Source organism: Streptosporangium sp. H16 (assembly GCF_051918855.1).
Classification (GTDB): Bacteria; Actinomycetota; Actinomycetes; order Streptosporangiales; family Streptosporangiaceae; genus Streptosporangium.
On sequence record NZ_JBPXMD010000039.1, the window covers coordinates 37540 to 60328 of the forward strand.

The 22789-nt window shown below is 71.5% G+C and carries 17 protein-coding genes; 12 read left to right on the forward strand and 5 right to left on the reverse strand.

Features of this window, described 5'->3' with window-relative positions; translation table 11 throughout:
- The first annotated feature begins 27 nt into the window (after window positions 1–27).
- Together ACTOQ2_RS38050 and ACTOQ2_RS38055 are read left to right on the forward strand one after the other, a co-directional pair.
- Window positions 28–1590, forward strand: coding sequence for a serine/threonine-protein kinase (locus ACTOQ2_RS38050; protein WP_440105936.1), 1563 nt, complete (start codon window positions 28–30; stop codon window positions 1588–1590).
- A 92-nt stretch (window positions 1591–1682) separates the two neighbouring features.
- Window positions 1683–2399, forward strand: coding sequence for a maleylpyruvate isomerase family mycothiol-dependent enzyme (locus ACTOQ2_RS38055; protein WP_440105938.1), 717 nt, complete (start codon window positions 1683–1685; stop codon window positions 2397–2399).
- 136 nt (window positions 2400–2535) lie between these two features.
- Here ACTOQ2_RS38055 and ACTOQ2_RS38060 read toward each other — a convergent pair whose 3' ends face one another.
- The 4 genes from ACTOQ2_RS38060 to chvE all read right to left on the reverse strand — a co-directional run bounded on the left by ACTOQ2_RS38060 (window position 2536) and on the right by chvE (window position 7838).
- On the reverse strand, window positions 2536–3615 hold the full coding sequence (locus ACTOQ2_RS38060) for a TerC family protein (RefSeq protein WP_440105940.1): 1080 nt from the start codon (window positions 3613–3615) through the stop codon (window positions 2536–2538).
- A gap of 162 nt (window positions 3616–3777) precedes the next feature.
- Complete coding sequence (gene mmsB / locus ACTOQ2_RS38065) at window positions 3778–5064, reverse strand: multiple monosaccharide ABC transporter permease (protein WP_440105942.1); 1287 nt, start codon at window positions 5062–5064, stop codon at window positions 3778–3780.
- 8 nt (window positions 5065–5072) lie between these two features.
- Window positions 5073–6602, reverse strand: coding sequence for a multiple monosaccharide ABC transporter ATP-binding protein (mmsA, locus tag ACTOQ2_RS38070; RefSeq protein WP_440105944.1), 1530 nt, complete (start codon window positions 6600–6602; stop codon window positions 5073–5075).
- Window positions 6603–6701: 99 nt separating this feature from the next.
- The gene (gene chvE, locus ACTOQ2_RS38075; protein ID WP_440105946.1) at window positions 6702–7838 is read right to left on the reverse strand and encodes a multiple monosaccharide ABC transporter substrate-binding protein; all 1137 of its coding nucleotides are present in this window, start codon (window positions 7836–7838) and stop codon (window positions 6702–6704) included.
- Window positions 7839–8438: 600 nt separating this feature from the next.
- Between chvE and ACTOQ2_RS38080 the strand changes: the two genes are divergently transcribed.
- The 4 genes from ACTOQ2_RS38080 (at window position 8439) to araA (ending at window position 13577) form a co-directional block, all read left to right on the forward strand.
- Complete coding sequence (locus ACTOQ2_RS38080) at window positions 8439–9428, forward strand: LacI family DNA-binding transcriptional regulator (protein WP_440105966.1); 990 nt, start codon at window positions 8439–8441, stop codon at window positions 9426–9428.
- A gap of 180 nt (window positions 9429–9608) precedes the next feature.
- Window positions 9609–11300, forward strand: coding sequence for a ribulokinase (gene araB / locus ACTOQ2_RS38085; protein WP_440105948.1), 1692 nt, complete (start codon window positions 9609–9611; stop codon window positions 11298–11300).
- Window positions 11301–11415: 115 nt separating this feature from the next.
- Entirely contained in the window at window positions 11416–12084 is a 669-nt protein-coding gene (locus ACTOQ2_RS38090) for an L-ribulose-5-phosphate 4-epimerase (RefSeq protein ID WP_440105950.1), read from the forward strand.
- Entirely contained in the window at window positions 12081–13577 is a 1497-nt protein-coding gene (gene araA / locus ACTOQ2_RS38095) for an L-arabinose isomerase (protein WP_440105952.1), read from the forward strand. The genes ACTOQ2_RS38090 and araA overlap by 4 nt, the downstream gene beginning before the upstream one ends.
- Before the next feature lie 196 nt (window positions 13578–13773).
- Here araA and ACTOQ2_RS38100 read toward each other — a convergent pair whose 3' ends face one another.
- Entirely contained in the window at window positions 13774–13959 is a 186-nt protein-coding gene (locus tag ACTOQ2_RS38100) for a hypothetical protein (protein WP_440071672.1), read from the reverse strand.
- Window positions 13960–14585: 626 nt separating this feature from the next.
- On the opposite strand from ACTOQ2_RS38100, the gene ACTOQ2_RS38105 reads away from it, so the two are divergent.
- The 6 genes from ACTOQ2_RS38105 to ACTOQ2_RS38130 form a co-directional block, all read left to right on the forward strand.
- A complete protein-coding gene (locus ACTOQ2_RS38105; protein ID WP_440105954.1) occupies window positions 14586–16265 on the forward strand; it encodes an ABC transporter substrate-binding protein in 1680 nt (559 codons plus the stop codon).
- Between the two features lie 3 nt (window positions 16266–16268).
- Complete coding sequence (locus ACTOQ2_RS38110; protein ID WP_440105956.1) at window positions 16269–17279, forward strand: ABC transporter permease; 1011 nt, start codon at window positions 16269–16271, stop codon at window positions 17277–17279.
- Entirely contained in the window at window positions 17279–18232 is a 954-nt protein-coding gene (locus tag ACTOQ2_RS38115) for an ABC transporter permease (RefSeq protein ID WP_440105958.1), read from the forward strand. The genes ACTOQ2_RS38110 and ACTOQ2_RS38115 overlap by 1 nt, the downstream gene beginning before the upstream one ends.
- Window positions 18233–18238: 6 nt before the next feature.
- Window positions 18239–20344 (forward strand): dipeptide ABC transporter ATP-binding protein, encoded by a 2106-nt coding sequence (locus tag ACTOQ2_RS38120; RefSeq protein WP_440105960.1) that lies wholly within the window; start codon window positions 18239–18241, stop codon window positions 20342–20344.
- A gap of 8 nt (window positions 20345–20352) precedes the next feature.
- A complete protein-coding gene (locus ACTOQ2_RS38125; RefSeq protein ID WP_440105962.1) occupies window positions 20353–22410 on the forward strand; it encodes a hydantoinase/oxoprolinase family protein in 2058 nt (685 codons plus the stop codon).
- On the forward strand, window positions 22407–22789 hold a 383-nt coding region (locus tag ACTOQ2_RS38130; RefSeq protein WP_440105964.1), incomplete at its 3' end, for a hydantoinase B/oxoprolinase family protein. The genes ACTOQ2_RS38125 and ACTOQ2_RS38130, both read left to right, overlap by 4 nt.

Consider the following 22789-nt stretch of genomic DNA (forward strand, 5'->3'; position numbering starts at 1 on the left):
TCGGGCTAGGAATCAATGGCGGGGATCGTGGGGGTTTGGGAGGGGGCGGCGACCGTGCTCGCCGGCCGGTACCGGCTGGACGAGCCGATCGGCCGCGGCGGCACGGGCGAGGTCTGGCGCGGTTACGACCTGCGGCCGGGCTGGGCGGTGGCGGTCAAGATCCTGTCACCGGCGGTGGCCGACGCCGCGACGCGCGAGAGGTTCGCCCGGGAGGCCAGGACCGCCGCGCGCGTCGTCCATCCCAACGTGGTGACGGTGCTCGACATGGGCGAGCACGAGGGCCGGCCGTACCTGGTGATGGAGTTGCTGACCGGCAGGGACCTCGCCGCCGAGCTGGCCGGGCGGGGACCGCTGAGCGTGTCCGAGACGTGCCACCTGGCAGGGCAGGCCGCGCTCGGGCTGGACGCCGCGCACCGGGCCGGGGTCGTGCACCGCGACGTCAAGCCCGCGAACCTGCACCTGGGCGCGGCCGGCGCGCTCAAGGTCGTCGACTTCGGTACCGCTAGGGTCGCGACCGAGGCCGCGATGCGGCTGACCTCGGCGGGAAGCGTCATCGGCACGGCCGCCTACCTGTCTCCCGAGCAGATCCTCGGTGAGCCGGGAAACGCGGCCTCCGACATGTACGCGCTCGGCTGCGTCTGTTACGAGCTGCTGTGCGGGCGGCCCCCGTTCACCGGCCCGGCCACGGAGGTGATCTCCCAGCACGTCCGCGACCGGCCGGACCCGCTCAGGCGGTACCGGCCCGATGTCCCGGTGGAGCTGGAGAGGCTCGTCCTTGCCCTGCTGGAGAAGGATCCCGGCGCGCGGCCGACCGGGGGAGAGGTGGTCCGCCGGCTCGCCGCGACGGCCCGTCACGTGCCCGCCACCCGCGACACGGCACCACCGCCACCGCCGCCGATGCCGACGTCCGTGTACGACACCGTGCCGCCGGCGGTCACGCCGGGACCGGTACCCACGTCGGCGTCCGTGTCCGCGTCCGTGTCCGGCGTCCTCTCCGCGCTCACGCGGGGGCGGTCGCCCGGACGGTCCGTCGCGATCGCGCTGGGCGTGGTGGCCGTGCCGGTGGCGGCGGCTCTCTGGGCACTGGTGCCATCGGACCCGGCGCGGCAGGCCGGCACGGCGGCACCGTCCGCGATCGCCGCGGTGGCGCCGTCCTCCTGGACGCCGTCCCCGGCACCGCCCGCGTCGCAGCCCCCCACGCCGGTCGTCTCGCCGAGCGCGTCCGCGGCGCCGTCCCCGGTGCGGTCGGCGGCGCGGGGCTGGCAGGAACTCCTGCCGGCCTTCCACCGGGCGGTCACCGACCAGGAACGTGAGGGGAAGATCGACCGCAGGGCGGCCCGCGAGATCCGCGAGAGGATCGTCAAAGTGGCCCGTGCCCTCCAGAAGGGCGAGAACGAGAAGGCGCGCGACGAGCTGCGCAAGCTCGGCCGGGACCTGTCCGAGGCGCGGCGGAGGGGCAGGCTCGCCCCCGACGGGCCGCTCATCGCCTTCCTGCGCGACTCCGGCTTCGTCTTCCCGCCGGACGGCCGGGATCGGGAACTCCCTCGTCATCACTCCGGGGGAGACGGCGAGGAGGACGGCGACGACTAGCAGGCACACGACGGCCGGTGAAGGCGTCCGCGGCCACCGCCGGCCGGCGGCTCGCCAGGGGATGCCCGCCGTTCTCGGGGTACGGCTGAGGCATGACCAACGAATCCAAGGACCCCCTGGTGGGTCTCGACCCGTTCGACATCTTCGACGCCGAGGCGGAACGCCTCGACCGCTTCTTCACGGGACTCGACGCGGAGGGCTGGGACCGTCCCTCGCGGGCGGCCGACTGGTCGGTCCGGGACGTGCTCGGGCACCTGGCGGGGGAGGAGCTGTACAACCACGCCTGCCTGGACGACGACATCGACGGTTTCACCGCGATGCTCCGGCGCGAGGGCGTGGACGGTGGTTTCGACGGTTTCAACGAGTGGTGTGTGCGAAAGCGCCGCGGCGTCCCGGTCGAGGAGGTGCTCCAGGAGTGGCGGCGCGAGAACGGGGACACGCGCGAGCGGATGCGCGCGCTCGGCCGCGACGCCTCGCTGCCGACCTTCGCCGGGCCGTACCCGGTGGGGCTGCAGGCCTTCCACTACGCCTCCGAGTACGCCACCCACGCCGACGACGTCGGCACGCCGGTCACGGAGGACGAGGCGGGGGAGCGGGCCTGGTGGCGGGCTCGGGTGGGCGCGTTCGTGCTCGCCGAGCAGGACTCGAAGGCCGAGGTCGAGCTGACCGCCGACGGGGTCTGGGTGCACGCGTACGAGGCGAGCGAGCTGCTGCCGGCCCCGGTGTTCGTGGAGGCGACGGTCGGCCGCCTGCCGGACGACCATCCCCTCGACCGCAGGCTCAAGGCCGCCCTGCGCTGCCTGGCCTGAGCGGGGCCGCCCGTCCGGGCGGCTCGCGTGGGAGGCGGTGGACCACGCCTTCCAGACGCACGGCTGAGCGGGGCCGCCCGTCCGGGCGGCTCCCCGCCGTGTTCGTGCCCGGGGCGGTTCCCCGCCGCCCTCTCGCTCAGTCGCCGGTGGATCCCCGCCCGCCGGAACGGTCCTCCTGACCCTGGCCCTGGCCCTGACCCTGGCCCTGACCGCCGCCCTTCTTCCCGTCCTTGCGGCGCATCCGGTGCAGGGTGCCCGCGTGCGCGCGCTCCTCCGGGTGGCTGCGCACCCTCCGCAGGCTGGCGATGACGGTGACCAGCAGCACCAGGAAGATCACTCCGAGGGAGATCGGGGTCGGGACCTCGGGGAAGGACTTCGAGACGTCCTCGTGCAGGAACGACAGGATGAGCTTGAGGCCGATGAATCCGAGGATGACCGCCAGGCCGATCGACAGGTAGACCAGGCGTTCGAGCAGGCCCTCGATCAGGAAGTACAGGGCACGCAGTCCCAGCAGCGCGAAGGCGTTGGCGGCGAAGACGATGAGCGGATGCTTGGTGACGCCGAAGACGGCGGGAATGGAGTCGAGGGCGAACAGCAGGTCGGTGCTCCCGATGGCGAGGAAGACCACGAACAGCGGGGTGACCACCCGCCTGCCGTCCTCGCGGGCGACGAGCTTGCCGCCGTGCATGTCGTCGCTGACCGGGAGCACCTTGCCCGCGCGCCGGATCAGCGGGTTGTTCTCGACGTCGGGGTCCTGGTTCCGGTGCCGGACGAGCTGGACCGCCGTCCAGATCAGCAGCAGGCCGAAGATCAGGAACGTGAAGGAGAAGAGGGCGATCGCCGCCGCGCCGACCGCGATGAGGACGGCGCGCAGCACCAGGGCGGTGGCGATGCCGAAGAGCAGCACCTTCTGCTGGTGCTCCTCGGGCACCGAGAACCGCGCCATGATGATGACGAAGACGAAGAGGTTGTCGACGGAGAGGCTCTTCTCCACCATCCATCCGGCGAAGTACTCCGTCGCCAGTCCCGGCCCGGCCAGCCACCACAGGACCAGGCCGAAGGCGATGGCCACGCCGATGTAGAAGACCGTCCAGGCGGTGGCCTCGCGCATGCCCACGGTGTGCGGCCGGCGCGCCGCCACCACGAAGTCGAGGGCGAGCAGCACCACCACCAGCGCGATGACCGCGATCCACATGCCCACCGAGTCGATCGCCATCCGCGTCCTCTCTCACCGTCCGAGATCACTCGCTTTACCCGGGGCGAGGACCTCCACACCCGGTGACCGCCGAAGGGATCCATGGCCGCCGACGGGTCCGCCCCCTGCCCGCCGGGGTGTCCGGCGGGCAGGGGGCGGGGGGAACGAATCCGGTGGGACGGGTCAGCGGGTCGCGCCCGCGCGGCGCTTGGTCCACACGTCGAGGGCGACGGCGGCGAGCAGAACCAGGCCCTTGAAGAGCAGGACCTGCTCGCTGGGCGCGCCGATCAGGGACATGCCGTTGTTGATCACGGCCATGATGAGACCGCCGGTGAGCGCGCCGACCACCTTGCCCACGCCACCCTGGACGGCGGCGCCGCCGATGAACGCGGCCGCGATGGCGTCCAGTTCGAAGCTGTTACCCGCCGTCGGCCCCGCCTGGTTCAGCCGCCCGGCGAAGATGATCCCGGCGACCGCGGAGAGCACGCCCATGTTGACGAAGATCCAGAACGTGACGGACTTGACCTTGATGCCCGACAGGCTCGCCGCGTTCAGGTTGCCGCCGATGGCGTAGATGTGGCGGCCGAAGACGGCGCGGTTGGTCATGAGCGTGTAGCCCAGGACGAGGATCGCGAGGAGCACCAGCACCCAGGGCAGGTTCTTGAACCTGGCCAGCTGCACGATGATGACCATCACCACCGCGGAGGCGACACCGATCTTCAGGAAGAACAGCGGCAGCGCGTCGACCTTCTGCCGGTAGCCCAGCCGCGCCTGGCGGGCCCGCCACTGCGTGCCGGCGATCCCGGCCACCGCGGCCAGGCCGATGAGCAGCGTCAGCAGGTCGGCGCCGCCGAGCGGGCCGAGGCCGATGTTGCCGAAGAAGCCGGGCACGAAGCCGTTGGCGATGGTCCGTACCTCGTCGGGGAAGGGGCCGATGCCCTGGTTGCCGAGCACGGTCAGGGTGAGCGCCCTGAAGATCAGCATTCCGGCCAGGGTCACGATGAACGCCGGGATGCCGAAGTAGGCGATCCAGTAACCCTGCCAGGCCCCGATCAGCGCGCCGACGATCAGCGTGACGAGGAGGGCCAGCGGCCAGGCCACGTCCATGTCGACCATCAGCACGGCCGCGATCGCGCCCGTGACCGCGACCACCGAACCCACCGACAGGTCGATGTGCCCGGCGATGATGATCAGGATCATGCCGATCGCCAAGATCAGGATGTAGGAGTTCTGCACCATGATGTTGGAGATGTTCTGCGGGCTGAGCAGCCTGCCGTCGGTCAGGACGGAGAACAGCACGATGACCAGCGCGAAGGCGATGTAGATGCCGCTCTGCCGCAGGTTGAAGGAGAAACGGCCTCCCGGTGCCTTCGCGGGCACCGTCAGAAGGTCGCCGCCGCCCGGTGGCGGCGCTCCGGTCTTTCCTGCGGGTCCGGCGACTTCACGCGCCGGGATCTGGCCGCTGCTCATCGTGCTCCCTACTCCTTTTCCTTGGTCATGAACTGCATGAGCCGCTCCGGGGTGGCCTCCGCCCGGGGGACCTCACCGGTGATGCGACCGGCCGACATGGCGTAGATGCGGTCGCAGACGCCGAGCAGCTCGGGAAGCTCCGAGGAGATGACCAAGATGGCCTTGCCCTGGTCGGCAAGCTGGTTGATGATCGAGTAGATCTCGTACTTGGCACCCACGTCGATGCCCCGGGTGGGCTCGTCGAGGATCAGTACGTCCGCGTCGGTGAAGATCCACTTCGACAGCACCACCTTCTGCTGGTTGCCGCCGCTGAGCTTCCCGGTGACCGACAGCACGCTGGGAGCCTTGATGTTCATGCTCTCGCGGAAGCCGTCGGCGACCTGGTACTCCTTGTTGTCGTCGACCCAGCCGCGCTTCGCCAGCTTCCCCAGCGCCGCGGCCGAGACGTTCCGCTTGATGTCCTCGATCAGGTTGAGCCCGTACCGCTTGCGGTCCTCGGTGGCGTACGCGAGCCCGTGGCCGATCGCCTCGCCGACCGTGCGGAGCTGGATCTCCCGCCCGTCCTTGTAGACGCGGCCGGAGATGCCGACCCCGTAGCTGCGGCCGAACACGCTCATCGCCAGCTCGGTGCGCCCGGCGCCCATCAGGCCGGCCAGGCCGACGATCTCGCCGCGGCGCAGCGTCAGGTTGGCGCCGGAGACGACGACGCGGCCGTGCTGGCTCGGGCTGTGCACGGTCCAGTCCTCGATCCGCAGCGCCTCCTCGCCGATCTTCGACTCGTGCGGCGGGTAGCGGTTCTCGAGGTCGCGGCCGACCATGCCCGAGATGATACGGTCCTCGGAGACCTGGTCGTTCCTCATGTCCAGGGTCTCGATCGTCCGGCCGTCGCGCAGGATCGTGGTCGAGTCGGCGATGGCCCGGATCTCGTTCAGCTTGTGGGAGATGATCACCGAGGTGATGCCCTCCTCGCGCAGCCCGCGCAGCAGGTCGAGCAGGTGCGCGGAGTCCTCGTCGTTGAGCGACGCGGTCGGCTCGTCGAGGATGAGCAGCCTGACCTTCTTGGAGAGCGCCTTGGCGATCTCCACCAGCTGCTGCTTGCCCACCCCGATGTCCATCGAGGCCGTCACCGGGTTCTCCCGCAGCCCGACCCGCTCCAGCAGCTCGGCGGCCTCGGCGTTCGTCCGGTTCCAGTCGATCAGGCCGCGGCTGGTCCGCTCGTTGCCGAGGAAGATGTTCTCGGCGATCGACAGGTACGGGCTGAGCGCCAGCTCCTGGTGAATGATCACGATGCCGCGCTTCTCGCTGTCCCTGATGTCGGAGAAGCGGCACGGTTCGCCGTCGAAGAGGATCTCACCGTCGTACGAGCCGTGCGGGTACACGCCGGACAGGACCTTCATCAGCGTCGACTTGCCGGCGCCGTTCTCCCCGCAGATCGCGTGTATCTCGCCGCGCCGTACCACCAGGTTGACGTCCTGCAGGGCTTTGACGCCCGGGAACGTCTTGGTGATGCCACGCATCCGAAGTATGTCGTCGGTCATGCCGTCCGCCTCCGCACTGCCTTTCCGCTCCGTGGGCACCGGGCCGGCGGCGGGTGGGGCGCCGCCGGCCGGATGCCTTTCGTCATGACACCGACACCGCTACTTGAGCTGGTCCTCGGTGTAGTAGCCGGAGTCGACGAGGACCTTCTTGTAGTTGTCCTTGTAGACGATCACGGGGTCGAGCAGGTTCGACGGGACGACCTTCTCGCCGTTGTCGTAGTCCTCGGTGTTGTTCACCTCGGGCTTGCCGCCCTTGAGCACGGCGTCGGCCATCTCGACGGTGACGGCGGCCAGCTCGCGGGTGTCCTTGTAGATCGTCGCGTACTGCTCGCCCGCGATGATCGACTTCACCGAGGCGGCCTCGGCGTCCTGGCCGGTGACGACCGGGTAGGGCTGGTCGGCGGTGCCGTAGCCGCTGCTCTTCAGCGCCGACAGGATGCCGATGGACAGGCCGTCGTACGGGGAGAGAACGCCCTGGACCTTGGTGCTGCCGGAGTAGGCCTTGGTGATCAGGTCCTCCATGCGCTTCTGCGCGGTGGCCGGGTCCCAGCGCAGGATCGCGACGGTCTTGAAGTCGGTCTCGCCGCTCTTGACGACGAGGGTCTTCTTGTCGATGTACGGCTTCAGGGTGTCCATCGCGCCGTTGTAGAAGAAGGTGGCGTTGTTGTCGTCCGGGGAGCCGGCGAAGATCTCGATGTTGAACGGGCCCTTGGCGTCGCCCTCGGAGCCGTCCTCCTTCTTCAGCCCCAGGCCGACCAGCAGCGAGGTCGCCTGCTGCACGCCCACCTTGTAGTTGTCGAAGGTGGCGTAGTAGTCGACGTTCGGCGAGTTGCGGATGAGCCGGTCGTAGGCGATGACCGGGATCTTCTTGTCGGCCGCCTGCTGGAGCTGCGTGGTGATGGCGGTACCGTCGATCGAGGCGATGATCAGCAGCTTGGCGCCGCTGGTGATCTGGTTCTCGATCTGGTTGACCTGCGTGGGGATGTCGTTCTCCGCGTACTGCAGGTCGACCTTGTATCCCAGCTTCTCCAGGGCGCTCTTGACGTTGTTGCCGTCGTGGATCCAGCGCTCGGAGGACTTGGTGGGCATGGTGACGCCGACGAGGGTGTCGGCGGGCGCCGCGGAGGCCGCTCCCGACGCGCCCTGATCGACGGTCTTGACGCTGGAGCCACAGGCCGTCACTCCCATGGCGAGAGCCAGGCTCACCGCGGCGGTGGCCAGCTTCGCGAACTTCATCGAATACCTCCAGTGTGGGAGCCTGCCCGGGCCCGGGGGCGGGCCGGGAGGGCGGTGGGACGCGGTGCGTCCCGGGAGCAGAGGGTGCCGTGGCGGCGCGTCCCGGCTTCCGGCGTGCCACCGCCGGGGCGCGTCCCGTCCGAGCCACGCCCACGGCGACACCGGAACGGGCCGGGACGCGGCCCGCTCCGGTGTCCGTGAGCGTGTTGGTGAACGTGACCGTGAGCGTCTTCACGGACGTCGTCGTGAGCCTCGCTGTGAGCGCTCACACCAGCGGCGACAGACCGGGTGGGGGTCCGTCCGGCTGCGTGACGAGCTATCAAATGCCCGGGTCTGCCGACTGTCAACCCCCGGGCGGTCAGGAGTTCTCGCACCATGGAGACCTTCTCGCAGGAGATGTGAACGCTAACAAGAGAGTACGCGCCAGTTAAGGGCGTGATGACGGCAACGTCAAGTGGGCGTTAACGGATGATCTCTGAGTAATAAGAACGTAATCTCGGGGGTGCTTGACGAGAGGCATTGTTAGCGCTCACAGTCTGTCCCAAGCCATCCTGAAGGAGCCGACCCTTGAGCCCGAGTCTCGAACGACGTCCGCCGGTGATGGCGGACGTCGCCACGAGGGCCGGCGTGTCACACCAGACGGTCTCGCGCGTGCTCAACGATCATCCCAATGTCCGCGCCGAGACCCGGGCCCGGGTGCTGGAGGCGATCAACGAGCTCGGCTACCGGCGCAACATGGTCGCCCGCGCCCTGGTCACGAGACACACGCGCACCCTCGGGGTGGTCAGCTTCGACACGACCCTGTACGGGCCCGCGAGCACGGTCTACGGGATCGAGCAGGCGGCCAGGGCGGCAGGATACTTCGTCAGCATGGTCAGCCTCAAGACCATCGACACCGCGGGCGTGCGCGACGCGCTCGGCTACCTGGCCGAGCAGTCCGTCGACGGCATAGTGGTGGTCGCGCCGCAGCGCTCGGCCGCCCCCGCGCTGGCCGACGTGCCCACCGACGTCCCCGTCGTGGCCGTCGAGGGCAGCCACGCGGGCGACGTCTCGGTGGTCAGCGTCGACCAGGTCGAGGGCGCCCGCCTGGCCACCCGGCACCTGCTCGACCTCGGCCACGAGACCGTGTGGCACGTCGCCGGCCCGTCGGACTGGCTGGAGGCCGACGGGCGGATCGAGGGCTGGAGCGAGGTGCTGACCGCCGCGGGCCGTCCGGTCCCCGAGCTGCTGTCCGGAGACTGGAGCCCGCGCTCCGGCTACGAGGCCGGGCTGCGCCTGGCGGCGGCGCCGGGCGTCACCGCGGTGTTCGTCGCCAACGACCAGATGGCGCTCGGGGCGCTGCGGGCCTTCGCCGAGCTGGGCGTGCGGGTGCCCGAGCAGATCAGCCTCGTGGGGTTCGACGACATCCCCGAGTCCGAGTTCTTCACCCCGCCGCTCACCACGATCAGGCAGGACTTCGGGGCGGTCGGGAAGCACAGCATCGAGGTCCTGCTCAGGCAGATGGAGGCGGGAGCGGAATGGTCCCACGAGCGACACGTCGTCCCGCCGCGGTTCGTGGCGAGGGCCAGCACCGCGCCGTTCCGCGCCTGAGTCCGCGTACCGTGGTGATGCCGCGCCCGAGGTCGCGGCCGGGTCCGGGCGCCTTTCCCGGCTCGGGTCCGCGCCGTCCCGGCGCGCCGCGCCGCGCCTGAACCCCGCGGATCCGGCGCGGTCGTCCGTGCCGGACTCCCCTGTACCGAGGTCCCAACGTCCCGATGTCCTGGAGATGATGTGAACGCTAACAACGATCGTTACGTGGTCGGTGTCGACTTCGGTACGCTGTCGGGCCGCGCCGTGGTGGTCCGGGTCGGCGACGGTGCCGAGATGGGCGCCGCCGTGCACGAGTACGCCCACCGGGTGATCGAGGACCGGCTGCCGGGCACCGCCGTGCGCCTGGGCCCCGACTGGGCGCTGCAGTCGCCGGAGGACTGGCGGGAGGTGCTGCGCCAGGCGGTGCCCAAGGCGGTGGCGGCGGCCGGGATCTCCCCGTCGCAGGTCATCGGCCTGGGAACCGACTTCACCGCCTGCACCGTGCTGCCCGCCACCGCCGAGGGCATCCCGCTGTGCGAGGTCGACGGGCTCGCCGACCGCCCGCACGCGTGGCCGAAGCTGTGGAAGCACCACGCGGCGCAGCCGCACGCCGACCGGATCAACGCCGTCGCCGCCCGCAGGGGAGAGGCGTGGCTGCCCCGCTACGGCGGGAAGATCTCCTCGGAGTGGGCGTTCGCCAAGGGCCTCCAGGTGCTGGAGGAGGACCCGGAGGTCTACGGCCGCGCGGAACGCTGGATCGAGGCCGCCGACTGGATCGTCTGGCAGCTCACCGGCGTGGAGACGCGCAACGTCTGCACGGCCGGGTACAAGGCCATCCGCCAGGACGGCCACTACCCCTCCGAGGAGTTCCTCGCCGAGCTCAACCCCGCCTTCACCGGCTTCACCGCCAAGCTCGGCGGGGAGCCGTCCCCCCTGGGCGGCCTCGCCGGACGGCTGGACGCCCGCGCCGCCGCGTGGACGAAGCTGCCCGAGGGCATCGCGATCTCGATCGGCAACGTCGACGCCCACGTCACGGCCGCCGCTGCCGACGCCGTGCGGCCCGGCCAGATGGTCGCCATCATGGGCACCTCCACCTGCCACGTCATGTCCTCCGACGCCCTGGCCGAGGTACCCGGTATGTGCGGCGTGGTGCGTGACGGCATCGTGCCCGGCCTGTGGGGCTACGAGGCGGGCCAGTCGGGTGTCGGCGACATCTTCGGCTGGTTCGTCGAGACCTCGGTGCCGGGCTCCTACGAGCGCGAGGCCGAGGAGCGCGGGATCACCGTGCACGACCTCCTCACCGAGCGCGCCGCCGCGCAGCGGGTCGGGCAGCACGGCCTGGTGGCGCTCGACTGGCACAACGGCAACCGCTCGGTGCTGGTCGACCACAACCTCTCCGCCGTGGTCGTCGGCCAGACGCTCGCGACGAAGCCCGAGGACACCTACCGGGCGCTGATCGAGGCCACCGCGTTCGGCGCCCGCACGATCGTGGAGACCTTCGAGAGCTCCGGGGTGCCGGTGACCGAGTTCGTCGCCGCGGGGGGCCTGATCAAGAACCACTTCCTGATGCAGGTCTACGCCGACGTGCTGCGCCGCCCGATCTCGGTGATCGGCTCCGAGCAGGGGTGCGCCCTGGGGTCGGCCATCCACGCCGCGGTCGCCGCCGGGGCCTACCCCGACATCACCTCGGCCTCGGCCGCGATGGGCGGGCGCGGCGAGGCCGTCTACGTCCCCGACGCCGGGCGCGCGGACACCTATGACCGGCTGTACGCCGAGTACCGCCGCCTGCACGACCACTTCGCCGACGGGGAGATGCTGCACGGCCTGCGGGCCCTGCGCAACCAGGTCGGCGAGAACGAGAAGAGCACGTCGACGAACAAGGAGGACGCGTGACCGGGCGCGAGGAACATCTGAACGGGCGGGCGCTGCCCCCGCCCCCGCGCGTGGCCGGGCATCCGGCACCGCGCGTGACCGGGCACCCGGGCTCGCACCGAAAGGGGGCGGCCGGATGAGCGCCGTCGTCAGGAAGCTGCGGGAGACGGTGTCCGCGCTCCACCAGGAACTGGTCCGCTACAACCTCGTGGCCTGGACCGCGGGCAACGTCTCGGGACGGGTCCCAGGTGAGGACCTGTTCGTCATCAAGCCGTCCGGGGTGACGTACGACGCCCTGACCCCGGAGTCGATCGTGGTGTGCGACCTGGACGGCGAGCTGGTCGAGGGCGAGCTGGCGCCGTCCAGCGACACCGCCGCGCACGCGTACGTCTACCGGACGATGCCGCGGGTGGGCGGCGTGGTGCACACCCACTCCACGTACGCCTCCGCCTGGGCGGCGCGGGGCGAGGCCATCCCGTGCGTGCTGACGGCGATGGCCGACGAGTTCGGCGGCGAGATCCCGGTGGGGCCGTTCGCGCTGATCGGCGGGGACGACATCGGCAAGGGAATCGTCGCCACCCTGGAGGGCCACCGCTCCCCGGCGGTCCTGATGCGCAACCACGGCGTCTTCACCATCGGCGCGGACGCCCGCGCCGCCGTCAAGGCGGCGGTGATGTGCGAGGACGTCGCCCGCACCGTGCACGTGGCCCGCCAGCTGGGCGAGCCGCTGCCCATCGCGCAGCCCGACATCGACAGTTTGTACGACCGCTACCAGAACGTCTACGGGCAAAGGAGTCCGCGGTGACCCTCCACGAGCGAGAGATCTGGTTCCTCACCGGAAGCCAGGGCCTGTACGGCGAGGACACGCTGGCCCAGGTGGCGGAGCAGTCCCGCGGGATCGCCGAGCAGCTTGACGAGACGCTGGCGTTCCGGGTGGTGTGGAAGCCCGTGCTCACCGACGCCGCGTCGATTCGCCGGGTCTGCCTGGAGGCCAACGCCTCGGACGCCTGCGTCGGGGTGATCGCCTGGATGCACACCTTCTCCCCGGCCAAGATGTGGATCGCCGGGCTGGACGCGCTGCGCACGCCGCTGCTGCACCTGCACACCCAGGCCAACGTGGCGCTGCCGTGGAGCTCCATCGACATGGACTTCATGAACCTCAACCAGGCCGCGCACGGCGACCGCGAGTTCGGTTACATCCAGTCCCGCCTGGGCGTGGCGCGCAAGACCGTCGCCGGGCACGTGAGCGACCCGGCGGTGGCGGCGCGCGTGGGCGCGTGGGCGCGGGCCGCGGCGGGGCGCGCGGAGGTGGGCTCGCTGCGGCTGGCCCGCTTCGGCGACAACATGCGCGACGTGGCGGTCACCGAGGGCGACAAGGTGGAGGCGCAGCTGCGCTTCGGCGTCTCGGTCAACACCTACGGCGTCAACGACCTGGTCGCCGCCGTCGACGCCGCGGCGGACGCCGACGTGGACGTCCTGATCGCCGAGTACGAGGACACCTACAAGCTCGCCCCCGAGCTGCGCGCCGGAGGCGAGCGCCACGACTCGCTGCGCTACGCCGCCCGCATCGAGCTGGGGCTGCGCCACTTCCTCACCGAGGGGGGCTTCGGCGCGTTCACCACCAACTTCGAGGACCTCGGCGGGCTGCGGCAGCTGCCGGGGCTCGCGGTGCAGCGGCTGATGGCCGACGGCTACGGCTTCGGCGGCGAGGGCGACTGGAAGACCTCGGTGATGGTGCGCACCCTGAAGGTGATGTCGGCCGGTCTCTCCGGCGGCACCTCCTTCATGGAGGACTACACCTACCACCTGACCCCCGGCCAGGAGGTCATCCTGGGCGCGCACATGCTGGAGGTCTGCCCGACGATCGCCGCCGGGGTGCCCTCGTGCGAGATCCACCCGCTGAGCATCGGCGGGCGCGAGGATCCCGTCCGGCTGGTCTTCGACGCGGAGCCGGGCCCCGCCGTGGTGATCGGCCTGTCCGACATGGGGGACCGGTTCAGGCTGGTGGCCAACGAGATCGACGTGGTCGCCCCCGCCGAGCCGCTGCCCAGCCTGCCCGTCGCCCGCGCGGTGTGGAGGCCCCGCCCGAACCTGAGCACCTCCGCCGAGGCGTGGCTGACCGCCGGGGGCCCGCACCACACTGTCCTGTCGTCGGCGCTGACCACCGAGGAGCTCACCGACTTCTCCGAGATGCTCGGTGTCGAGCTCCTGGTCATCGACGCGGACACCACCGCCCGCCAGTTCGCCAAGGAGATCCGCTGGAACCAGGCCTACTACCACCTGGCGCGCGGTCTCTGATCCGCCTCTGATCGACCGGACTCCGCCCGTTCCCGCCGGCTTCCGGTGCCCTGCCGCTCCGAGGGCGCCGGGGGACGTGCCGTCGCGGGCGGCCCGCCGTACGCGACCCGCCGTGGGCGGCTCGTCGTACGTGACGTGCCGTACGTGGCTCGTCGCGGGCGGCGGGAAGGGCGGTGCCCGCGTGCACGCCGGAGCGCTACGGGCGGATCCGGTGGCCGTCGTCCAGCAGTCGGGAGAGCACGCCGAGGGTGGCCGCGCCCGCCGCGACGCCGCTGAGCAGGGAGAGCGGCCAGGGGGACCCGGCCACCAGGGCGAGCGCGCAGGCCAGCGTCGCGATCACCGCCGCGGCGGCCACGACGAGCAGTACAGGTACGGAGAACATCGGCTCACTCCCGCAGGGGGCGCCGCCGGGGTTCCGGCGGCACTGTGGTCGAGGACCGGCTCCGGTGGAACCCGTACTCGCCCCGATACGTCCTGCCCATCCTGAGCGCGGTAATCACGAACCGGGCAAATCCTTACTCGTCCTGATACATCCTGGCCCATCCCGGGCGCGGTGATCATGAACCGGGCAAATCCTTACTCGTCCTGATACATCCTGGCCCATCCCGGGCGCGGTGATCATGAACCGGGCGAACCCGCACCCGTCCCGACGGCCCCGGCGCGTCCCGCCCGTCCCGGGTGCGGTGATCACGAACCGGACGTGCCGCGACCGGCGGCGGGGCCGGGCGTGCGGGGCGCCGGTGCGCCAGGCCCCGCCGAGAGGGTAGGAAGTGCCGGTCACGTCTGGGCGTCGTTCGTGTGAAATTCAGTGAACATGACCACTCGGGTCGACCTATCACTTGCCCGTTGAACTGGCTGAACACGGGTTTTGCGTGTGAACAAGCATCGGTCTCTTGTTCACCAAACTCAGGTCTGATAGAACAAACGGCACATGTAGGTCGGGTGGGCCGTCAGTGCCGCGATCCACCCACCTCGCGGCCTATCCCTCATGGCCCCTGGAGGACTGCGATGCCCGGTTTGCCTCACCCCCACGGCCCGGTGTCCCCCGAGCTGTCCCGTCGCTCGATCCTGCACCTCGGGGGTGGGGTCGCCCTCCTCTTCGCGACCGGGTGCGCCGCGGGTACCAAGGCGGGCGGCTCGGACGCCCCGGCGGCGAGCGCGGCCCCCGGCGGGAGCGGCGCCCCGGCCGCCTCGGCGCTGCGGATCGCGGTGGGCAGCTACCTGAGCAGCTGGGACCAGGACTTCGTCGGATTCGACCTGACCGCGCTGATGCTCTACAAGAACGTCTTCCCCTACATGGTCGACTACGGGGTCACCTCGGTCGGCGGCGGCCGGATCCTCGACACCGAGGCCGTCGCCCCCACCTTCGCCGAGTCCTTCGAGCCCGACGCCGACAACAAGGTCTGGACCCTCAAGCTGCGCAAGGGCGTGAAGTTCGCCAGCGGCAACGAGATGACCGCCAGGGACGTCAAGTGGTCCAAGGACCGCGCCTTCGCCGCGAAGGCCAACGTCGCAGGGATCTACCGGCTGATCGGGCTCACCGAGGCCGACCAGGTCCAGGTGGTCGACGACCACACCGTGACGTTCACCCAGGCGTTCCCCAGCGCCCTCACCCGGCAGATCCAGGCCATCTCGCTGTACGTCTTCGACTCCGAGGAGGCCAAGAAGCACGCCACCGACGACGACCCCTGGGCCAAGGAGTGGTTCGCCAAGAACCCCCCGAGCGGCGGCTACTTCAACGTCGGCAAGGCGGTCCAGGGCCAGGAGATCCTGCTCACCGCCAACACCGGCTATCCCGGCCCCGACGGCGCCAAGAGCGGTGAGATCAGGCTCACCGTGGTGCCCGCCGCCGCCAACCAGCGCCTGCAACTGCAGAACGGCGACATCGACATCGCCTTCGGGATCGGACAGCGCGACATCAAGGACCTCAAGACCACCCCGGGCATCAAGGTCATCTCCGCGCCGAGCAACAGCCAGGTCGCCATCCAGATGTCGGTGACCACCGCGCCCTTCGACGAGCCCGCGGTCCGCAAGGCGCTCGCCCACGCCGTCCCGTACGAGCAGATCATCGCCAACGTCTACGGCGGCGACGCGCGGCCCGCCAGGAGCGTGGTCCCGCTGGACATGCCCGGCTACTCCGAGACCGGCTATCCCTACACCTACGACGTCGCCAAGGCCAAGGAGACGCTGGCCGGGGCGGGCAGGACCTCGGTCACCTCCGAGCTGGTCTTCCAGACCGACAGTGAGGAGCAGCAGCAGATCGCCGTCCTGGTGCAGAGCGAGGCCAGGAAGGCGGGCATCGAGCTGAAGCTCACCCCGCTCGACCCCGCCACGCTCGCCGAGCGCAGGGAGAAGAAGAACATCCCGCTGCAGATCACCGTGGGCCAGCTCTGGGTCAACGACGTGGAGTACATGCTCGGGACCAGCTTCACCAAGGGCGCCAGCCTCAACTACTCCAACTACGTCAACGACGAGATCGAGAAGATCTTCGAAGACTCCCACACCGTCGTCGACGAGGCCGAGCGCGCCAAGCTCTGGCTGCGCGTGCAGGAGATCCTGGCCGGGGACGTGCCATGGGTCGTCGTCTGCCAGCCCAACTTCAACCTCCCAGTCAGGGAGGCGGTGGCGGGCTGGGTCCAGCCGATGGACGGTCTGGCCCGGCTGCGCTACCTGAGCGTCGCCGGGTAGTCCGTGCGCATCCTCCGGTTCCTCCTCAGACGGCTGCTCCAGCTCGTCCCGGTGCTCCTCGGGGTGGTCGTCCTGACCTTCCTCCTCGTCAGGGTCCTGCCGGGCGACCCGATCCGTACCATCCTCGGCCCCAACGCCACGGAGGCCGACGCCGCCGCCGCGCGGGCCAGGTTCGGGCTGGACCAGCCGTTGTGGCGGCAGTTCCTCGACTACGCCGGGGGGCTGTTCACCGGTGACTTCGGCACCTCCATCCAGAGCGGTGCCCCGGTGGGCTCGGAGATGGCCGTGCGCGTCGGGCCGACCATGGAGCTCGTGGTGATCGCGCTGGCCGTGGCGCTGGTGCTGGCGACGGTGCTCGGCATCTGGTCGGCGCGCAACGCGGGCCGGTTCGGCGACCACGCCGTCCGCGTCGCGGCGCTCGTCGGCAACTCGGTGCCGGAGTTCTGGCTCGGCCTGGTGCTGGTCCTCGTCGGCTACAGCGTCCTGGGCTGGTTCCCCGCGCCCAGCGGCCGGGTCGACCCCGACACCGACCTCAGCCTCATCACCGGCGCCGACCTGCTCGACGCGGCGCTGACGGCCAACGGCCCCGCGTTCGTCTCGGCGCTGGAACACCTCGTGCTGCCGGTGGCCACGCTGGTGATCGTCATCGTCGCGCCGCTGCTGCGCAGCGTCCGGGCCTCCGCGCTGGAGGTGCTCGCCTCCGAGGCGTACGCGGCCGCCGCCGCGCACGGCCTCGGGGACCGGCTGCTGCTGCGCGGCTACCTGGTACGGGCCGCGCTGGTGCGCCTTCCCGCGCTGGCGGCCCTGGTGTTCGGCTTCTCCATCGGCTCGACGGTCCTCGTGGAGTACGTCTTCTCCTGGCAGGGCTTCGGGCAGTGGGCGCTGCGCGGCCTGCTCTACCGGGACTACCCGGTGGTGCAGGCGTCGGTGCTCGTGATCGCGCTGTTCTACGTGGTGGTGTTCCTCGTCGCCGACGTCGTCCACGCGGTCCTCGACCCGAGAGTGAGGATCTGATGCCGGACGCCGGACGCGCCCCCGAGGCCGGACGCGCCCCCGACGCCGGACGCGTTCCGGAGGACGGAGCCGGACGCGTACGGAAGCCCGGCGACGCGCGCACCCCGAGGACCGGGCGCGTCCGGGAGTCGGGCGGGGACCGGCGCTTCGCGTCGTCCCTGATCACGGCCGGTTCCGCGATTCTGGTCCTGGTCGCCGTGGCGGTCGCGTTCGCGCCGCTGCTGACCGCGTGGGGCCCCGAGGAGATCGACCCCCTCGCCTCCCTCGCCCCGCCGGGCGGCGCCCACCTGCTGGGTACCGACCTCAACGGCATGGACGTGTGGAGCCGGGTCCTGCACGCCGCCAGGCTCGACGTCGGCATCGCGGTCGCCGCGGTCGCCCTGGCCGTGGTCGCGGGCAGTCTCGTCGGCCTGGTCGCCGGATACCGGGGCGGCCGGCCCGACGACGTGCTGATGCGGGTGCTTGACGTCTTCCAGGCGTTCCCCACCTTCATCCTGGCCCTGGCGGTGGCCGCGCTGCTCGGCGGCGGGACCGCCAACCTGGTCGCGGTGATCGCGCTGGTGAACGCGCCCGCGTACGCCAGGCTGGTGCGGGCCGAGGTGCGCTCCGTCAGGGAACTGCCCTTCGTGGAGGCGTCCCGCACCTCCGGGGCCTCCTTCTGGGGGGTGCTCTGGCGGCACGTACTGCCCAACAGCCTCACGCCGGTGCGCGTCATCGCCCCGCTGAACTGCGGCTGGGCGATGCTCACGCTGGCCGGGCTGTCCTTCCTCGGCCTCGGCGTGCCGGTGCCCACCGCCGAATGGGGAGCCATGATCAGCCTCGGCACCGGGGACGTCGTCGCCGGCCGGTGGTGGACCTCGGTACCTCCCGGCCTCTTCCTGCTGATCTGCGTCCTGGGCTTCAGCCTCCTCGGTGAGGGCCTGCAGGAACGCGCCGACTCCACGAGGAGGTGACGGACGATGACCCTCCTGTCGATCGAGGACCTCTCCGTCGTGATCCACCGCCCCGGACGCCGGGTCGCCGCGCTGAGCGGGGTGAACCTGAGCGTCGAGCCCGGCGAGGTGGTCGGCCTGGTCGGCGAGAGCGGCGGCGGCAAGAGCATGGTGGCCCGCTCGATCGTGGGCCTGCTGCCCGGCGGCTCCCGTACGGCCGGGCGGATCCTGTTCGACGGCGCCGACGTGCTGACGATGGGCGCCGCCGAGCTGGAGTCCTTCCGGGGGCACGGCGCCGCGATCTGCTTCCAGAACCCGCGCGGCGCGCTCAGCCCCACCAGGACCGTCGGCCGCCAGCTCGTCGACCGGCTCGTCACCCACCGGGACCTGGCACCCGCCCCCGCCAGGGAGGCCGCCGCAGAGCTGTTCGAGTCGGTCGGCATCCGCAGCCCGAGACGCCGCCTGGACGCCTACCCGCACGAGCTCTCCGGCGGCATGGCGCAGCGCGTCATGATCTCGCTGGCCACCGGGTGCGCCCCCGGCCTGCTGATCGCCGACGAGCCCACCACCGGGCTGGACGTGACCCTCACCAGGGAGATCCTCAACCGCTTCCGGCTCGCCGCGAACGCCGAGCGGCGCGGCGTCCTGCTGATCTCCCACGACCTCGCCTCCATCGCGGAGGTCTGCGACCGCGTCGTGGTGCTCTACGCGGGGACGGTGGTGGAGAGCGGCCCCGGGCCGCAGGTGCTCGACGAGCCCGCCCACCCCTACACGCGGGCGCTGCTGCGCTCGGTGCCCGACATCGACGGGCGCCCGGTGACCGCCACCCCCGGCGCGATGCCGCTGCCGGTGGAGGCGCCGTCCTCCTGCCCGTTCGCGCCGCGCTGCGCGCACGCGACGGAGCTGTGCAGGACGGAGCTCCCGCTCGCCGAGGACCTGGCCTCCGACTGGAGCGTCGCCTGCTTCCACCCCCGCTCCGGGCCCCTCACCGAACCCGACGGCACGCCCCCGCCCGTGGACGCGCCTCCCCGGCCGTCTCTCGCGGAGACCGCGCCGGTTTTCCCGGAGACCGCGCCCGTGGACGCGGAGCCGCCCGGCCGTGCGGGGGCACCGCCCGTGCGCACGGTCGTCCCGCCTCGCGCGCGGGCGGGCTCCGGGGCGGGGACGGGAGCAGAGGTGCTGCGCGTCGAGGACGCGCACGTCCTCTACCGTGCCCGCTTCGGCGGCGGGGGCCACCACGCCCTGCGCGGGGTCGGTCTCCACGTCGCCGCGGGCGAGACCCTGGGCATCGTCGGGGAGAGCGGCTGCGGCAAGAGCACGCTGGCCAGGCTGATGCTCGGGCTGGTGCGGCCCTCCCGGGGGCGGGTCGAGGTCGCCGGGCGGGTGCTGTCCGAGCTGCGCGGCCGGGAGCTGCGCCGCCTGCGCACCCGCGTCCAGCTGGTCTTCCAGGACCCCGTCGGATCGCTCAGCCCCCGGCGGACCGTGGCGGACGCGATCGGCGAGCCGCTGCGCGCCGCCGGGGTGCCCGCCTCCGAGCGGGCGTCACGCGTCGCCCGCGTCCTGGAGCGCATGGAACTGGACCCGTCGATCCTCGGGCGGCGCCCGCACGAGCTGTCCGGCGGGCAGGCGCAGCGCGTCGGCATCGCCCGCGCGCTCGTCGGCGACCCCGACCTGATCGTCTTCGACGAGCCGACCTCGGCGCTCGACGTCACCGTGCAGGCGCAGATCCTGAAGGTGATCGCCGAGGTGAGCGGCGACCGCTCGCGCGGCACGGTCTTCATCTCCCACGACCTGGCCACCGTCCGGGGGTTCTGCGACCGCGTCGCGGTCCTCTACCTGGGGCGGATCGTCGAGGAGGGGCCGGTGGAGGAGGTCTTCGGCAACCCGCTGCACCCCTACACCCGGGCGCTGCTGGCCGGCGCCCCCAGCCTCGGCGCCGGGTACGGCGGCCCGCGGGTCGAGCTGACCAGGGACCTGGAGGAGGCGGACGCCGCCGCGGGCTGCGCCCTCGCGCCGCGCTGCCCCTTCGCGACCGGCGAGTGCCGGGAGCAGGAGCAGGAACTCCGCCCGTACGACGCGAGCCTGGTCGCCTGCCGGCGCGCCGCCGAGATTCCCGCGCTGATCGAAAGGTGACACCCGCGATGCCCCACCCCAAGCACCTCCGGCTGGCCGTCGACATCGGCGGCACCTTCGTCGACGCGATGGAGCTGGACACGCGCACCCACGAGGTGCGCTTCAGGAAGGCCTCGACCACCCCGGCCCGCCCCTGGGAGGGCGTGCTCGACGCGGTCACCGCGCTCGGCACCGACCTGTCGCGGGTGGAACTGTTCATCCACGGCACCACCCTCGGCCTCAACGCCGTCCTGGAGCGGCGCGGCGAGCCCACCGGGATTCTCACCAACGACGGCTTCCGCGACATCTTCCTGATCGGCAGGGGCAACGTGCCCGCCGACCACATGTACGACTTCCAGTACGAGCGGCCAGAGAGCCTCATCCAGCGCCGCCACACCGCCGGGGTGCGGGGACGCCTCGACCACCGGGGCCGGGTGGTCGAGGAGCTCGACGCCGCCGGGGTGAGGGAGGCCGCCCGGGTCCTCGTCGAGGAGCGGGGCGTGGTGTCGATCGCCGTCTGCTTCCTGCACTCCTTCCTCGACCCCTCCCACGAGCGGGAGGCCGCCCGGATCATCCGCGAGGCGTACCCGGACGTGACGGTCTCGGTCTCCACCGACATCGTCAGGGAGTACCGCGAGTACGAGCGGACCAGCACGACCGTCCTCGACGCCTACATCCGGCCGATCTTCGAGAGGTACGTGGACCGGCTGGAGCGCGGGCTGGCCGAGCGCGGGTTCGGCGGACGATTCCTGATCATGCGGTCCGGCGGCGGTTCCATGACGTCGGCCGTGGCCAAGACCTCCCCGACGCACACCGTGCTGTCGGGCCCGGCGGGCGGCATCGTGGGCGCGGCGCACATCGCCGCCGCCCTCGGTCGCCGGGACCTCCTGACCTTCGACATCGGCGGTACCTCCCTGGACGCGTGCGTGATCGAGCACGGGTCCCCGGTGGCCGCCTACGAGGCGCAGCTGGAGCACTTCCCGCTGCTGATCCCCACCTACGACATCCGCACGATCGGCGCCGGAGGGGGCTCGATCGCGTGGCTGGAGCGGGGATTGCTGAAGGTGGGGCCGCAGAGCGCGGGTGCCGACCCCGGCCCGGTGTGTTACGGCCGGGGCGGCACCCGCCCCACTGTCACGGACGCGGCGGTCGTCCTCGGCTACGTGGACCCGGACCGCTTCCTGGCCGGGGCGATGGAACTGCGGGCCGACGTCGCCCGCGCGGCGCTCGACGAGCAGGTGGCCGGGCCGCTCGGGCTCGGCCCGGAGGCCGCGGCGGCGGGCGTCTTCGACGTGCTGCTCGCCAGGACCGTCGGCGCGGTCCGGCAGATCACGGTCGAGCGGGGACACGACCCCCGAGGCTTCTCGCTGCTCGCGTTCGGCGGGGCCGGGCCGCTGCTCGCCCCGCTGCTCGCGGCGGAGATGGGCATCGGCGAGGTCATCGTGCCGTTCGCCCCGTCGGGCTTCTCCGCCTGGGGCATGCTCAGCGCCGACATCGTCGACGACTTCTCCCGTACGGTGATGGCCACCCTGGACGACGCCGACCTCGACGGGCTGGAGGCGGTGTTCAAGGGCGTCGAGGCCGAGGCGGTCGCCTCCCTGGAGGCGCAGCGGGTCCCGGCCGGGCGCATGGTCCTCGAGCGCCAGTTCGAGCTGCGCTACCTGGGACAGGAGCACTCGCTCATCGTCACCGCGGGCCGCGACCTCGACCGGGACGCGATCAGGCGGGCGTTCGAGGAGACCCACACGGCGCGGTACGGGCACGCCATGGACAACCGGGTGCAGATCCTCAACCTGAGGGTGCGCGGCGTCGGCCGTACCGACAGGCCCGAGCTGGTGGTGCGCCCGCCGGGCGACGGCGACGCGAGCCGGGCGCTGCTCGCCCGCAGGGACGCCTACGACTTCGGCATCCGCGCCACGGCCTCGTTCGCCGTCTACGACCGCACGCTGCTGGAGCCGGGCGACGCGTTCGACGGGCCCGCCCTGATCGACGAGGGCACCTCGACCACCGTGGTCCCCTCGGGGCAGCGGGTCGAGGTCGAGGAGCACGGCTACCTGCTGGTACGGCTTGTGGAGTCGGCGTCATGACGGAGCGGCTGGACGGCGGGCGGCAGGACGACGGGAACCCGGACGGCACGCGCACGGACGGGGCCCAGCAGGAAGGCGCCCGGTTGGACGGCGCGACCGCCGAGGTGGTGCGCAGCTACCTGCTCGCGGCGGCGGAGGAGATGCGGGCCACGCTGATCCGCACGTCGTTCAACCCGGTCATCTACGAGGTCCACGACTTCGGGATGTCGATGTACGACGCGGACCTGCGGCTGATCGCCGAGGCCACCGGGCTCACCTTCTTCCTCGGCGCCAACGACTTCTCCCTGCGCAAGGGTGTGGAGTATGTGGGGCGGGAGAATCTGTGTCCGGGTGATGTGGTGTTGTTGAATTATCCGTACTGGAACGCGGCGCATTCCTA

Bases quoted from the DNA above. Each gene is read 5' to 3' on its own strand.
- ACTOQ2_RS38115 (WP_440105958.1), top strand. From the start codon at position 17,279: ATGCCGGACGCCGGACGCGCCCCCGAGGCCGGACGCGCCCCCGACGCC.
- mmsA (WP_440105944.1), bottom strand. From the start codon at position 6,602: ATGACCGACGACATACTTCGGATGCGTGGCATCACCAAGACGTTCCCG.
- ACTOQ2_RS38090 (WP_440105950.1), top strand. From the start codon at position 11,416: ATGAGCGCCGTCGTCAGGAAGCTGCGGGAGACGGTGTCCGCGCTCCAC.
- ACTOQ2_RS38055 (WP_440105938.1), top strand. From the start codon at position 1,683: ATGACCAACGAATCCAAGGACCCCCTGGTGGGTCTCGACCCGTTCGAC.
- mmsB (WP_440105942.1), bottom strand. From the start codon at position 5,064: ATGAGCAGCGGCCAGATCCCGGCGCGTGAAGTCGCCGGACCCGCAGGA.
- ACTOQ2_RS38080 (WP_440105966.1), top strand. From the start codon at position 8,439: ATGGCGGACGTCGCCACGAGGGCCGGCGTGTCACACCAGACGGTCTCG.
- ACTOQ2_RS38105 (WP_440105954.1), top strand. From the start codon at position 14,586: ATGCCCGGTTTGCCTCACCCCCACGGCCCGGTGTCCCCCGAGCTGTCC.
- chvE (WP_440105946.1), bottom strand. From the start codon at position 7,838: ATGAAGTTCGCGAAGCTGGCCACCGCCGCGGTGAGCCTGGCTCTCGCC.
- ACTOQ2_RS38125 (WP_440105962.1), top strand. From the start codon at position 20,353: ATGCCCCACCCCAAGCACCTCCGGCTGGCCGTCGACATCGGCGGCACC.
- ACTOQ2_RS38060 (WP_440105940.1), bottom strand. From the start codon at position 3,615: ATGGCGATCGACTCGGTGGGCATGTGGATCGCGGTCATCGCGCTGGTG.
- ACTOQ2_RS38120 (WP_440105960.1), top strand. From the start codon at position 18,239: ATGACCCTCCTGTCGATCGAGGACCTCTCCGTCGTGATCCACCGCCCC.
- ACTOQ2_RS38100 (WP_440071672.1), bottom strand. From the start codon at position 13,959: ATGTTCTCCGTACCTGTACTGCTCGTCGTGGCCGCCGCGGCGGTGATC.